Annotated in this window: 15 protein-coding genes; 2 read left to right on the top strand and 13 right to left on the bottom strand. The window is 54.4% G+C overall.

Going from position 1 to position 14027, the window contains the following annotated elements:
• Positions 1-6 precede the first annotated feature (6 nt).
• From EDM57_RS05565 to dacB, 7 genes are all read right to left on the bottom strand, one after another.
• Entirely contained in the window at positions 7-225 is a 219-nt protein-coding gene (locus tag EDM57_RS05565; RefSeq protein ID WP_122903783.1) for a hypothetical protein, read from the bottom strand.
• Complete coding sequence (locus EDM57_RS05560; protein WP_122903782.1) at positions 222-1784, bottom strand: spore germination protein; 1563 nt, start codon at positions 1782-1784, stop codon at positions 222-224. Before EDM57_RS05560 ends, EDM57_RS05565 begins: the two co-directional genes overlap by 4 nt.
• A 207-nt stretch (positions 1785-1991) precedes the next feature.
• Complete coding sequence (gene brnQ / locus EDM57_RS05555) at positions 1992-3332, bottom strand: branched-chain amino acid transport system II carrier protein (RefSeq protein ID WP_122903781.1); 1341 nt, start codon at positions 3330-3332, stop codon at positions 1992-1994.
• 211 nt (positions 3333-3543) lie between these two features.
• Positions 3544-4278: a YheC/YheD family protein gene (locus EDM57_RS05550; protein WP_281274224.1), complete on the bottom strand. Its 735-nt coding sequence runs from the start codon at positions 4276-4278 to the stop codon at positions 3544-3546.
• Positions 4275-4667 carry an aspartate 1-decarboxylase gene (gene panD / locus EDM57_RS05545; RefSeq protein ID WP_122903779.1) on the bottom strand — a complete coding sequence of 131 codons (393 nt, stop codon included), beginning with the start codon at positions 4665-4667 and terminating at the stop codon, positions 4275-4277. Before panD ends, EDM57_RS05550 begins: the two co-directional genes overlap by 4 nt.
• 85 nt (positions 4668-4752) lie before the next feature.
• Positions 4753-5817, bottom strand: a complete 1065-nt coding sequence (locus tag EDM57_RS05540; protein ID WP_122903778.1) for an Ldh family oxidoreductase — start codon at positions 5815-5817, stop codon at positions 4753-4755.
• A gap of 197 nt (positions 5818-6014) precedes the next feature.
• Entirely contained in the window at positions 6015-8912 is a 2898-nt protein-coding gene (gene dacB, locus EDM57_RS05535) for a D-alanyl-D-alanine carboxypeptidase/D-alanyl-D-alanine endopeptidase (RefSeq protein ID WP_122903777.1), read from the bottom strand.
• 187 nt (positions 8913-9099) lie between these two features.
• Between dacB and EDM57_RS05530 the strand changes: the two genes are divergently transcribed.
• Together EDM57_RS05530 and EDM57_RS05525 are read left to right on the top strand one after the other, a co-directional pair.
• A complete protein-coding gene (locus EDM57_RS05530) occupies positions 9100-9639 on the top strand; it encodes a hypothetical protein (RefSeq protein ID WP_122903776.1) in 540 nt (179 codons plus the stop codon).
• Between the two features lie 344 nt (positions 9640-9983).
• Complete coding sequence (locus tag EDM57_RS05525) at positions 9984-10544, top strand: hypothetical protein (RefSeq protein ID WP_122903775.1); 561 nt, start codon at positions 9984-9986, stop codon at positions 10542-10544.
• A 133-nt stretch (positions 10545-10677) separates the two neighbouring features.
• Here EDM57_RS05525 and EDM57_RS05520 read toward each other — a convergent pair whose 3' ends face one another.
• From EDM57_RS05520 to EDM57_RS05495, 6 genes are read right to left on the bottom strand one after another with little or no spacing between them, the layout of a single operon-like run.
• Positions 10678-10905 (bottom strand): hypothetical protein, encoded by a 228-nt coding sequence (locus EDM57_RS05520; RefSeq protein WP_122903774.1) that lies wholly within the window; start codon positions 10903-10905, stop codon positions 10678-10680.
• 3 nt (positions 10906-10908) lie between these two features.
• Positions 10909-11226, bottom strand: coding sequence for a heavy metal-binding domain-containing protein (locus tag EDM57_RS05515; RefSeq protein WP_122903773.1), 318 nt, complete (start codon positions 11224-11226; stop codon positions 10909-10911).
• 8 nt (positions 11227-11234) lie between these two features.
• Complete coding sequence (locus EDM57_RS05510) at positions 11235-11993, bottom strand: CPBP family glutamic-type intramembrane protease (protein WP_122903772.1); 759 nt, start codon at positions 11991-11993, stop codon at positions 11235-11237.
• A gap of 15 nt (positions 11994-12008) precedes the next feature.
• Positions 12009-12794 carry an ABC transporter permease gene (locus EDM57_RS05505; protein ID WP_122903771.1) on the bottom strand — a complete coding sequence of 262 codons (786 nt, stop codon included), beginning with the start codon at positions 12792-12794 and terminating at the stop codon, positions 12009-12011.
• Complete coding sequence (locus tag EDM57_RS05500; RefSeq protein ID WP_122903770.1) at positions 12791-13708, bottom strand: ABC transporter ATP-binding protein; 918 nt, start codon at positions 13706-13708, stop codon at positions 12791-12793. Before EDM57_RS05500 ends, EDM57_RS05505 begins: the two co-directional genes overlap by 4 nt.
• A gap of 30 nt (positions 13709-13738) precedes the next feature.
• On the bottom strand, positions 13739-13930 hold the full coding sequence (locus EDM57_RS05495; protein WP_122903769.1) for a PLD nuclease N-terminal domain-containing protein: 192 nt from the start codon (positions 13928-13930) through the stop codon (positions 13739-13741).
• Between the last annotated feature and the right edge of the window lie 97 nt (positions 13931-14027).

Below are 14027 nucleotides of genomic sequence, written 5' to 3'. Positions count from 1 at the left end.
CCTTTTTCACTCCAGATATTGACCCAATGGCCTGAAAAGCGCATTGATAAAGGTTGTCGGCCCCGGCAGATTCGGCAAATCCAGCATGGACAAAACCCAGGCCACGAACAATAGCGTAATGAAGGCCGCCTTGTCCCGCTTTGGCAAGCGCGAAAGACGCGGCCATTCCAGCGCGAACAGGATACAGGCTAAGACGCTCATCGCGACAATCTGGACCCATTTCAAGCAGGATCTCCCCCTTTTTCCGGACCTGGCTTCTGATTGGCCCCTTGCCTTATTTTTTGATAATCGCCAGTCAGATGCGGTCGTGCGTTCATCATCCACCACGGTGCGCGAACGAGAGTGTCTTTCCACTCCGCGAACTTCATCGGCCCGATCGGCGTCAAGTAAGGAACCCCCAAAGAGCGAATCGTACTTAAATGAATGACGGTGACGATGATGCCGAGCATAATTCCCAGCAAACCGAGCGAACCCGCAAGAAACATCATGGGAATACGCAGCAGCCGAATCGCAAGACCTGCAATGTAGTGCGGGATCATAAAGGAAGCGATCCCGGTAATGGCGACGACAATGACCATCGGCGCGGAAACCAGCCCTGCCTGTACGGAAGCCTGACCGATGACGAGCGCCCCCACGATACTGATCGCGGCACCGATCTGCTTGGGCAGCCGGACACCTGCTTCCCGCAGCGCTTCAAACGTAACCTCCATCAATAGCGCTTCGACCAGGGCGGGGAAAGGCACAGCCTCGCGAGACGCCGCCATGCTGATTAAAAGAGACGTGGGCACCATTTCCTGGTGAAACGTAATCAGGGCAACGTAGAGTGAAGGCAGCAAAAAGGAAATTCCCGTGAACAGAAAGCGGAGCCAGCGAATCGCAGAACTGACAATGGAGCGCTGGTAGTAGTCTTCGCTGGATTGCAGCAGGGAAAACAGCGTCGCCGGAGCAATCATCACAAACGGCGTGCCGTCCACGATGATCGCAATCCTCCCTTCCAGCAGGTTGCCGCACGTGACATCCGGACGCTCTGTGGACAAAATTTGCGGAAATGGCGAGGCAGGATGGTCCTCGATCAGCTCCTCGATATACCCGCTCTCCAGCACACCGTCGATGTCGATCCGGTTTAACCTCGCTCGGGCTTCTGTGACCAAATCCATGTCCACGATCCCGTCAATATACGCAAGCACGACCTTTGTTTTCGTGTACCCGCCAATCTGCATCTGCTCCATTTTCAATGCCGGTGTCTTGATGATCCGCCGAATCAGCGCCATATTGACCTGAATCGATTCGGTAAACCCCTCGCGCGGGCCGCGGACGACTCCTTCGGCCATCGGCTCTTCGACCGGCCTTTTTTCCCATTTCGCCAGGCCAAAGGAAAGAGCGCACTCCTGCTGATCGATCAACAGGGTCGGAAAGCCGTTTGCGACAGATTCCAGACAGTCCTCGAAGGTAGCCAGCTCGTTTGTTTGCGACACAGACACAACGTTGTCCAGCAGTTTGCCAATCGCGGAATCCTTCGGCATCTTCGTCTTCATCAGCACGGACAGGACGTTGCGCTCCAGCTCCTCTGTGTTCGTCAAGCCATCAATGTAGACCACAAGCGCCCGCGTCGATCCGCCGATGCGAAAAGAGCGAAAAACCACATCCGAGCAGTTGTCATAAAGAGCGCGCAGTTGCTGTTCGTTTTCGGCAAGCTCCTTGTGCAAAGGCGTATGGGAAGGCACCGCCTGCTGCTGTACTCTTTGTTTGTGCGCTCTCCACCATTTTCGCGCGTTCCGGTTCACATCCCCACCTCCTGACTTCTTAGCAGCCGGTCTTGACCAGGCTTTGAACTGGCATAAGGGAATTTTGCCCCATTCATACCACTTTTATCCTGTGTGGTTGCAGACATCTGGTCAAAGCCGTTCGCGCGAAAAAAAGAAAAAACGCCCGGATCAACCGGACGTTTTGGTACGTCGTCAGCACAAGCACGACAAGGATAGCCTCCTATGCTATTCGGGTTGGGAAGCTCTTTTCCCGCGTACACGCAACGCTTTTTTCATCAAATCCAAGACCAGGCCGATCATGACCGCGATCATGGCAGGCAGGAGCCAGCCAGCGCCCTCCTTGTAAAACGGCAAGGCAGTGAGCATGTCATCCCACTTTCGGTCGAGGAACAAAACATTGACCAGATCGGCGAGTCCAAACAGAGCGACGACCCCCACGGCTGTAATGTAAACCAGCGAAGTAGCCGGTATGAACCGTTCTGCAAGTGCCAGCAAAATGAGCATGATCGCAACCGGGTAAATCGCGCCCAGAACAGGTACGGATACGGTCAAAATTTGCGTCAGCCCCATGTTCGCCACGATCATGCTCAGGACGCTGAGGACAGTTACCCATCCTTTGTACGACAAGCCGCCGAACAGCCCGTGAAAATATTGGCTGCACGAGGTTACGAGACCAATCGACACACACAGGCAAGCGACGGTAAAAATAACGCCGAGAATCAATGTTCCGCTCGGGCCGAACAGTTGATTCATCATGGTCGCGAGCAACTGAGCGCCGTTTTCCGCTTTGCCCAGCGAAGCGGCGGAAGCCCCCATGACCCCCAAAATGACGTAGATCGCCGTCAGCAACAGCCCTGCTCCAATCCCGGCGCGAATCATGCTCGACGACAGCTTCTTCGTGTCGGTAATCCCTTTGGCGCGCAGCGTATTGGCGATGACGATGCCAAACACAAGGGCAGCCAGCGCATCCATCGTCAAATACCCGTCCAAAAACCCTTGCACTACCGGATTCGTTTCGTATCTTCCCGTTGGTGATCCCATCGGACCAAGCGGCGTCACCAGACTTTTCACAAAAATCAGGGCGATCAATGCAAGCAAAGCAGGTGTCAGCAGCTTTCCGAAGCGATCAACCAACTTGGAAGGAGACAGGCTCAGCCAGAAGACGATCAGAAAAAAGACGACCGTGTACACGAACAGGCTGATTTTGGAGGCAGCCAGCTGTTCCGACAAAAACGGAGCCATCCCCATCTCGAAGGCAAGACTGCCGGCACGCGGAATCGCGAGTGCTGGTCCAATCGAGACGTAAATCAAAAACGGAAAAATAAGAGCAAACGCCGGGTGGACCCGACTCGCCAGGCTGTGAAAACTGCCAGCTTTGGCAACCGCCACTACTCCAAGGATGGGCAAGCCGACGGCCGACAATACAAAGCCGAGCAACGAAGACCACACAAGCGAGCCTGCCTCCTGTCCGAGAAAAGGCGGAAAAATCAGGTTGCCTGCTCCAAAAAACATGGAAAAGAGCATGAAGCTGATGAGCATCCATTCTTTTTTAGACATTGATGACATGTTCGAACATCCAACCTCCCTTCATAATGAGAGGCATTCTACCAACTTTTGTACGAACATGCCAGAGCTTCTCTTTTTTTCGCAATAGCAAGTGCATTGCGACAGCTTGCACAGGCGAATGTAAAACGGGAGATTTGCTTGTCCAGACAAAAAAGGGATAGGATAACCACCTGTCGCTTTTGGCAAGAGCGCACGACAAGTGGTTATCCGCTCATCCTTTTCGCATGGACAGGATGCGTCTGTAAAAAGTCTGGTCCGGAAGCTTTTGAAACAAGGACAGCGATGGGCGAAAATTCGCTTCGATAATCCACGGCTTCCCGTGAATGTCGATTCCCATGTCCAAGCCGATCTCCCTAAGCGTCGGGTACGCCTTGCCCAGGCAGCGGCCTACCGCGAGCGATATGCTTCTAATCTCGCGCAGCAAGCCTGGTCCAGCCGCGACGTTGGATTGGCGAATGGCCGTGCGCAGCGGCAGCACTTTTCCCCTGCTGCGCGCCACGTTCGTGACGACATAGCCTGGTCCAGCAAGCTTAGCTACCCAGCCCGTTATGAGCCAGGGCGCGCCTTTGCCGCGGCGCTGCAGCATGACGCGCACGTCAAAAGGCTTTCCGTTGATTCTACCGAGCGGAATACGCGGCTGGAGCAGGTATATTTTGGGACGAAACAACGATCGAACGTATTGCACGGTTTTTTCCTTGCCTTCGATCGTCCGCCGCACAACACCGCTATGGACGAGATAGCGATCTTCCCCCAAGTCGGTCAGCTGGATAATTCCTGCTCCGCCGCCGCCTCCTGACGGCTTGAGGATCACGCGTTTGTAGCTTTCCGCATACTCCCACAGCGTTTCTGGAGAAAACAACCGGGTTTTGGGCAGGTGCTCCCGCAGCAGCTCATCCTTGACCATGTGCTGATGCTTGCCCCATTTCCCTACGTTTGGCGCTTTTATGGCAGTGTCTCCCCATTCGTAATGAGATGATGCTCTTCGATTTTGGTAATGCGATTGTGCTCATCCACAAACACGACCTTGGGCACCAATCGGTCGCATTCGCTCTCGTCGTACATGCCCATGCTTAAAATAATGACCAAATCACCTGGGGAAAACAGATGGGCAGGCGGACCGTTCAGACAAATTTTCCCGCTTCCTTCCGCTGCCGGGAGGGCGTATGTTTTCCAGCGCGTCGCATTGCGCAGGCTGGTAATTTGCACAATCTCGTAGGGCTTGATATTGGCTGCTTTCATCAGGGCAAGATCAATCGTAATGCTTCCGACGTAGTCCAGCTCGGCCTGCGTCACCGTCGCCCTGTGGATTTTGCCCTTGCACATGTGGCGTTGCATCGGATATTGCCTCCTTTTCAAACCGCTACCAGCAGTCTATGTGCGAAAGAATGTCCGGGAAACCGCGGACAGCCCAAGGTGTCGCTTATGCCGTACAGACGGCCTGTGACAGATCGGTTCCGTAGGCGGAGCATAGCTTGGTCAGCTCCTCCACTACCGTTTGCGGCAAAGGAATGCCGTCCTTCTTGCGGGCTGTCATCGTCCGTTGCTCAATCTCTCCCGGAATCAAGATTTCCGCTACACCGCAAGCGGTCGGGACGCTTTTGATTTGGCGAATGTATTCATCCATGCTTTTCCTGAATGTTTCGAGCGGCAAAAAACGCTGCACGTCTATACACAAAAAGACGTGTCCGATGTCTTGCGGGTGTTGCCAGTTGCCGTACAAGCTTTTTACGCCGGGGCCAACTGCCGCGCCCGTGAGCAGCCCGCAAAAAATATCAATGAACATGGCAAGTCCGTAGCCTTTCGCTCCCCCGATCGGCAATAGCGAGCCGAGCAAGGCTTTCGTCGGATCACGAGTGGGCAAGCCGTCGGCGTCAATCGCCCAATCGCCGGGGATCGGTGTTCCTTGTTTCGCTGCCAGCGCAATTTTTCCCCGCGCAGCTACGCTCGTAGCCATGTCCAGCAAAAACGGCGGCTCTTCCCCGGCAGGAATGCCGACCGCGATGGGATTCGTACCGAAAAACGGCTCGATTCCTCCTGTTGGCGCCATCGAAGCAGGGGCATTTGACAAGACGAGTAAAATCAACCCCTCCGCGACGGCCTGCTCCGCGTAGTACGAGCAGGAGCCAAAGTGGTTGGAGTGCCGCACCCCGACAAATCCGATGCCGTTTTGGCGAGCGAGTTGCTTTGCCTCGTCCAGGGCCGCTACTCCGACGACAGCCCCGAACTGATTTTTGCCGTCGATAAGAGCGGTCGCGCCTTGCCGAACGATGAGCGCTGGCCGCAGCGACAGCTCGATCAAGCCCGCCTCGATCCGCTGCACGTAGATCGGCAGCCGCGACAATCCGTGGGATTCGACTCCGCGCAAATCCGCATGGACGAGCGACTGGGCCACAAGCTGCGCGTCTTCTCTTCGGGCACCCGCGCAAGAAAGCACTTGTGCTGCGACCTGCTCCAACCCTTTCCAATGAAAGCGTGTAGGGTTCAACCTGGCTTCCCCCTCCCCGAACTTTTCGTTTCGTCTTTTCGCTCTGCATCTGGATATAAATATGTCGCCCTCTGAGCGACCGTCACAGGCATTGACCCGTTAGCCACGGAGTGCAGTCACAGACACAGGGACAAACAAAAAAAGAGGAGCCCTTTTGCTTTTGCGGCAAAAAGAACTCCCTTTTTGTAACTGGCTGCTTATTCGTATGTCGCGATCAGGGAAACGATCTGATCCTGAAGCTTGACAAAAAAGTCCTCGTCCTCGACGAAGCCATTGAAGATGATCGAGACGACCAGCTTTTCACCGCGTTCCGTCGTGAGATAGCCAGACAGGCTGTTCACTCCGGTCATCGACCCGGTCTTGGCGTGCAGGCGGGAAGCGGCGGCCGTTTTCGCCAGGCGATTTTTCAGCGTACCGTCCACGCCTGCAACAGGCAGTGACGCCTCGTACGTTGAAAAAGTCGGCTGCTTCGCCATGCCCTCCAGCACAGCCGCGATGTGGCGCACCGAGATGAGGTTGTAGCGCGTCAGACCGGAGCCGTCCACCATGTCAAAATTCGTCTTGCCGCCCAGCGCAGCTACGGCTTCCTGGACGACCTGCGCTCCTGCCGCTGCACTGCCTTCGCCTTTTTCCACGGCGCCCAACGTTTTTAACAGCATTTCGGCGTAAAAGTTATCGCTTTTCTTGTTCACGTACGGAACGATCTCGGCAAGCGGCTCCGATGCAAATTCCTTCCACTTGACCGCCGTAGCGGGCACAGGCTGGACGAGCAATTGACTCCCCGGGGCGAATTGGACGCCCTCGCTCTCCAGCGCTTCTTTCAGGATTGTTCCGACGTACTTGGCTGGCTCTTCCACAGGGACACGCTCGTAGCCTCCGGGATGGTCCAGCGGGAGGTTTCCGGTCAGGCGAATTGTATTCGTCCCGCGGTCGCGCACAATGGCAAACGTATTTTCCTGCCCAGCCTCTACCGTTTCCGACTCGTTGACAATCTGCACATATGTGGTTTTCGGCAGCAGGTTGAACGAAACGGACTCCCCGGCTTTCGCGGCAGGCTTGTACTCGACCATGACCGTTCCGCGATTTACGGCCAGTGCGCCAAGTGTCGGATTGTAATCGTAGCTCTCGTCATCCCAGGCCCAGCCCAGACCGAGCCGCTGCGTGTCGAAGTAGCTTTCGTCGAGCACCAGGTTCCCCTGAATCCGCTTGATCCCTTGCTGCTTGATCCAGGCAGCAATTTTTTCGATGGAAACGCCATCCTGCACCTTGAGAGCGTTCTCGGTGTGCAGGGAGGGATCGCCGTAGCCTTTGACATACAGATTGCCCTGCTGTACACCGTTTTTGGCAACGGGCGCATCTCCGTACAGCTCCGTCTTGAAGGTGTAGTCCTCTCCCAGCCGGATAAGCGCCGCTGCGGTCGTCAGCAGCTTGAGATTGGACGCGGGCGTGAACAGTGCATCTGCATTTTTTTCGTAGAAAATGGCTTCGTCTCCCGTTTTGTCCAGCGACTTGACGAGCACCCCGGCGGTCACGCCCACGGCCTGCGGCTGCTCAAACAGCGGGTCGAGCAGGGCAGAGAGCGCATATGTTTTTTCCTTTTCCGGCTGATACCCTTGCACAGGGGCAATCTCTGGGTAAGTCGCGAGCAGTGTGCCGATGTAGTCTTGCAGGTCGCGCGCGTACTTCGACTTGTAGATGCCGTTTATCAGGATGGAAAAGGCCAGCTTATGGCCGTTTTGCGCCGTGACATAGCCGGACAGGCTGTTGACGCCGCTCATCGAGCCTGTTTTGGCGATCAGCTTTTTCTCTGCGGCCGTTCCCAGCATCCGGCTTTTCAATGTGCCGTCGACGCCCGCCACTGGCAACGATTTTTCCAGTTGCACGCTGTAGCTCTGCTCATGGGCAAACGCCAACAGCCTGACCATCTGCTCGGGAGAAATCAGGTTAAAACGGGACAGCCCCGAACCGTCGACCTGGCGATAGCCGCTCTCGATGCCGGCTCGCTTCATGACATCCGCTACTGCTTCGCTTCCGGCTGCAAAGCTCCCCGCTCCTTTTTGCGCAGCGCCAAGCGTCTTGAGCAGCATTTCGGCGTAAAAGTTGTCGCTCTCCTTGTTCAACTCTACGATGACCTCGCCAAGCGGCTTGGAGAGATGGGTATAAAAAGGCACGCCGGATTGCAATACCGTCTTTTTCACTGCTGCGCCCGGATTCAGCCCGATGCCTTGTGCGAGCAGTTGCTGCTTCCAGACGTCCCCGACAAACAGCGCCGGGTCTTCCAGCGTGACGTGTTCCTCATACGGCTTGGCGGCAAGCCCGATCGTACCCGTCAGCACGATCTCGTTTTTTCCCCGCGGCCGCTCAAGCGTGATAGTGGTTTCTCTGCCTGCCACGGTCTGCACCTTGTTGTTTACCTTTATGTATGCAGTAGCCGGCTCCATCGTCAGTGTCGGCGGCGCATGTACAGCCTTTCCCGGTGTAACGGTCAGCGTCACCGTATTTTTATGCACGGAAAGCGCACTGAGTTGGGCGCTGTAGCCATACGGCTCATCATCCCACATCCAGCCGACGCCAAGGCGCGCATCATCAAAGTAGCTCTCGTCCAGCAGCAGATTGCCGCTGATCCGCTTGATTCCGGCCTGCTTCAAGGCGCTGGCCATCAGCTGCAAGTCGGCTGGCGTCAAGGTTGGGTCGCCGTAGCCTTTCAACACCAGATCGCCCTGCAAAACGCCGTCCGGACCGACTTTTCCTTGCAGGTAAAGCTCTGTCTTCCACTGGTAGTCCGGCCCAAGCGTATCCAGTCCAGCAACAGTGGTGAGCAGCTTCATGTTCGAGGCGGGAATGAAGTGGCGTTCGGCATTGTGCCGATACGCGTACGAATTGTCCGTCAGGTCGTAGACGGCAATTCCCGCATACAATCCCATGCTGTTCTCGTCGCGCTGCAAATCCGTCAAGTATTTTTCGATGGAATCGGCAAGCGCGCTTCTGACAGCGGTGTCTTCCCGCGCAAATGCCGGAGACGCCGCGAATTGCAGTACAAGCGCAAAAAGCAGAAAGCACATACAGACACGTCGAAAGACAAGCAACTGATTCATGTTACCCTCCTTATCCTAGTCTTGACGATTTGCGCAAATTCCACAGTACGCCCCCATGATAGCACCTATTTGGACTTTTCGGAATATTACCATCCGACTAATCCGATTAAAAGGAAACAGAGGATGAATCCTGGCTCTATCGCCCATACTATCGGCATGACAACGGAGAGCGAGGGGATACTCATCCATGCGTTACCGACTGCTGATCCTCACCATCCTGCTGTGCGCCGTCATGCTGCCTGTTTTTGCCGAAACGAACATCGGCCGTCTTCATGTACCGATCACCTCTGTCCAAAACGCCAAAGAGCTTGTCCGGCAAAGCGACTACATCGTCATCGGCTGGATCGACAGCGCGCATAAAGCATATCCGACAGGGCGAAGCATCCCCCAGGGCAAAATCGTCAATTACACGCAAACCTTGCACGTCAAAAAAGTGTTCAAGGGCGCATCGCCGCGCTTGCTGACTTTGCTCAGTACAGGGGTGGAGCCGCTCCCCGAGACATCCAGTCCGCTGAACCTCACGTATCCGGGACCGCTTGGAGAAGGAAACTACCTTTTGTTTTTGCGCAAGGTGAAGGGTTCCTCGCTGCACAGCCTCACCGGATTGTGGCAAGGCGTGTACCCGATCTATCAAGGGAAAACAATCGCCCTGCAAGGTGTCGGCTTTGCCGACTTCCATCAACTGTCGTGGGCAGAGATTGAGCAAAAGCTGAAAAGCTTGCCGTAACCAAAAAAACCGCTCGCAAGGTCGGAGCGGTTTTTGGCGTGCAGCGCAAGTCAGCTTCTCATGACGTAAATGAAAATCACCATGGAGATGGCACAAGCCAGCACACAGCCGACAAAGCCCATGATGACCCATTTGTTGTTCGATTTTTGATCGTGTCCCATGAAAACTTCCCCTCGTACAAGCATTCCTTTCTATTATAAAGCGGTTTGGCCTGAAAAGGAAATCGTAAATCCATTCACAGTAAATTCAATATATAAGCTATGGATTATATGATGTTTTGTTGGTAAAATAATACTGTAGCAACAGCTTTCTGTCATGGAAAAACACTTACAGGAGAGTTCACTATGACACGAATTGCCCTCTTTTTATGTTTGCTCACCCTTTTCACCTTCAGTTATTTTCTGACCGACGATTCCTCTCCCACTGCGCTTGAGGCAATCGAACGCATGCGGGAGGACATCGGCACCGTTTTTCATGAAGCGAGCACCGATAAAGGCACTTTGTTTTTCCTCGTGCGCGAGGATGACCAGATGATTGACGCCGAATTCGCCAAGAGAACCATTCTTGGCTGGAAGTGGGGAAACGGCGGCAGCATTCCCCTCGCATCCGAACACCCGCTGCATGATTCTGCCTTCTCCACGAAATACGTTCCCAACGGCAAAGAAAACCCGTTTGATTCCCCGTTCCCGATGCTGTTTGGCGTCATTCTCGATCCTGAAATTGACAGCCTCCAGGTCGTGAGCGAAAAGACCGGAAAAACACTCCAGGCGGAGATTATCGACAACGAGCTGTTCCCGTTCCGCCTGTGGTACGCACAGCTTCCGCTCAAGCAAGGCAAGCTGTTTTCCATTACCGCTTTTGGCAAGGACGGCGAAACGATCATCTCGGAGAAACAAGTTTCGTAACAGATGCGAATCACTGTTGCATGTACTCTTTCTTGACGTTTCAAACCTGACAGGAAGCGATGCAAGGAGAAACATTGTGATAGCCAAAAATCCCCCTCTCCACAAGGAAGAAGGGGATTTTTGGCGTTCAGCGCTATTCTTTTTCAATCCGGTAGTAGCGGTCCCCTGTCGCCGGATTGTAGTAAACACGCCGCCTTTCCTGCGTGACCGGGTCGATGTTCACTTCATTTGTCGGCTCGAATCCGGGCGGGACTTTTTCTCCATGGTCTTCGTGCAGTCGCCTGTCCTTGATTTTGGACAAGATCAACAGAACGGCCAGGAGCACGACCTGAAAAGCGATGTAGATCAGAAAATAGACCATCGATTATACCGGTTCGACGACCACGGCTGTTCCGTAGGCGACAACTTCGCCCATGTTCCCCATGCTTCCCGAGTCGAAGCGGAACATGACGACAGCGTTTGCCCCCATGGCGTTCGCGTTTTTAATCATGCGGTCGAGCGCCTGTTTGCGCGCATCCTCCAGCAAAACGGTGTATTCCTTGATTTCCCCACCGACAACGGAACGCAGGCCAGCCATGATGTCTCCCCCGATTCCGCGCGCCCGGACGATCAACCCGAATGTTGTTCCTTTCACTTCCACGATCCGATAGCCTGGAATGTTTTCTGTAGTCACAACGAGCATATGCTTCCCTACTTTCTGTTTTTATTCAAGATCACATGCAGTACGATGTCTGCGCAAAAATGACTGATGATGGCGGCTTCCAAGCCGTATTGCCAAAAGAGACAGCCAAACAGGATGCCCAGCATTCCGTTCAGCAGCAGCGTCCAACGTGTGACGACACTGCTTTTTCCGTATGTCATGTAATTCCCGGGAAGATGGGCGCAGGCGAACGCGATGGCGGCGACAGCGATGCCCAGCCAGTAGGAAATGCCTCCCAGTCCGAGCTTCTGCGCCAAAAACACGGCAACGGTCATCACCCCGAGTCGCATGAGCACTTCCTCGCAAACCCCTCCGTAAAACGACGAGAGAAGACCGAAGAATCGGTTTGAAATCGGGTCTTCCCTCCGCTTCACAGTCATTTGCTGCTGGAAAAAAGAACGATCCACGAGCGCGACCACGCCCCCTGCCACGATTCCCGAGACAACGGAGACAGCCCAAAATGCCGGAAGGGAAAAAGGCAGCGTCGCTTTTTGCGACCAGTGCTCCACGAACCAAAGCCGAAGTCCGGTGGAAGGCAGCAGCCACAAGCCTGCCGCAGTCCCCAAAGCAAGAAAGATGCAGGTCTGGAGCATCATGAGCGCAACCAGGACTGAGACAGGCGGAACTTTGGCAGCGGGATACATGGCCGCTTGCCGTTGTACTTGCCGGCGAATGGTCCTGGACTGAACGGGAATGATGCAGGCGGCGCAAAGCACACTGACCAGCCAGATGAGCCAAAAGTGTTCCACACCTACGCCTCCCGCCTAGATTTCAGATCGCTCCAGGAAGTACCAGCCCATGAAGAAAAACACGATGTTGAGCGCAAAGACGCCCACAAGCCCCGGCAGCCCTGTAATGGCAGCTTCGGCCAGTGTCGAGTTTTCCTGGATCATCATGATCGCCGCATTCGTCAATCCGCCTGGGGAGACCATGTCCAAAAACTTGCCGAGAAATTGGGGGACGGTAAAGACCACGATATTGAATACAAGTGAAGCTCCCCCGGCCCCGACGGCGTTGTTAAAGAAGCTGGAGGCACAAAGGGTCGTGGTGACGACAAGCAACAGATTCGGTATGTACATCCATGTACCGAGCCACACATGCGTCCAATCGAGTTTTCCGAAAAGCAGCTCTGTGTAGTAAGCGGTGATCCCCATCCCGATCAGCATGCTTCCGATTGTCAAGGTGTAGTAGGTAATGGCTTTGGCCAGATAATACTTGGCCCGGCTGACAGGCTTGACAAAAACCATGGATGCGACCCCGGACGCTTTTTCCCCGGCAATCGTACCCATGACGACGAGAATCAGCACAAACGTGCCGAGCGAGCTGAATTTGCTGATCGCGGTCGAGAGCACTTCCGGAGCGGACGGCGTGGGAATGTTGATAACCGTCCCTTTCGGCAGTCCGGTGGAATTGGCCAAAATTTCCGGCAGCATTTTCATCGTAATCGGCTGTGTAATCATCAACGCGATAAACACAATCGGAACGATGAGAATTTTGTACGTTTTCATCAATTCCTGAAATTCTTTTCGAATCATTGGGTAGGAAGTCATCCGTTCACAACCTTTAGGAAAATATCCTGAAGTGACAATGTCGACAGACGGTAGTAGGCAAGCGACCCGCCGGACTCCAACAGAATGTGCGGCAAGTTTGCCTTGGCTGTTTGCAAGTCGCTCGCAAAAACTTTGTAAGTGCCTCCTTCCCGGGTCCACTCCCTGATCCACGCAAGCCCGTCCAGTACATCTGTCAAGTCGATGTCCTCCTGGTCGAGCTTGAACTCGATGATCGGTTCTACATGGCTGGCCCGCAACTCTTCGAGACTGGATGACAAAAGCACGGTGCCATCCTTGATGATAATGATATGGTCGGCGATCCTCTCGATGTCGTCGAGGATGTGGGTCGACATGAAGACAGTCATGTGCCGTTTCAGCTTTTCGATCAGCAGCAGGACGTCATGCCTGCCCATCGGATCGAGAGCGGAGACGGGCTCGTCCAGCACGAGCAGCTTCGGGTTGTGGATGAGCGCCTGGGCAATTCCCAGGCGCTGCTTCATCCCACCGCTGTAGCCGCCGATCGGGCGGTTTCTCGCCTCGCTGATACCGCAAAGCTCAAGCAGTTCGTCGGTTCGCTCCTCCACCGTACGCTTGTCCAGCCCGTACAATTTGCCTACCCATTGCATCCACTCTGTCGCTGTCATGTAGTTGTAAAAGGCGGGAATTTGCGGGCAATAGCCGACTTCGCTGGTGACCTTGTTGCGCTCGGTGACAACGTCGTAGCCGACCACTTTCACCTTTCCCGCAGTCGGTGCCGCCAGACCTGTAAGGATGCGGATCGTGGTCGTTTTTCCGGCACCGTTTCCTCCGAGAAAGCCGACGCAACCGATGCCGTCGATGGTAAAGGAAACGTCCTTCAGCGCTTTATGGTCTTTATATTCCTTCGTGAGACTTTCGCATTCGATTACTCGCAAAGAATGTCAACCCTTTCTTCGTGTCGTGGGTTAGTCTTTTCTGCCTACGAAGAAATACACGATTGGTCCCAGGGTGTTGATAAAGATGATGCCGAGAGCCCACGGCCATTTTTTTCCACCAGCGACTCTGGCTGCATCACGTCGAATCAAGTCAACCAAGGCGATAATCATCAGAAGCAATTGAATGGCAATGAGCGGGGCAATAAGTTGCATATCCGGCATAAGCAATACCTCCAATTATTTCTATTTTTTTTAAGTTTATCATTTTTTTAAGTTTTTTCCCACCCGTCATCCGCGAACGGTAGTGGCGGGTGGGTGA

This window comes from Brevibacillus gelatini, from assembly GCF_003710935.1.
Taxonomy (GTDB): Bacteria; Bacillota; Bacilli; order Brevibacillales; family Brevibacillaceae; genus Brevibacillus; species Brevibacillus gelatini.
Note: the sequence above shows the minus strand (reverse complement) of the source record. Positions and strands in the feature narration are given on the sequence as shown.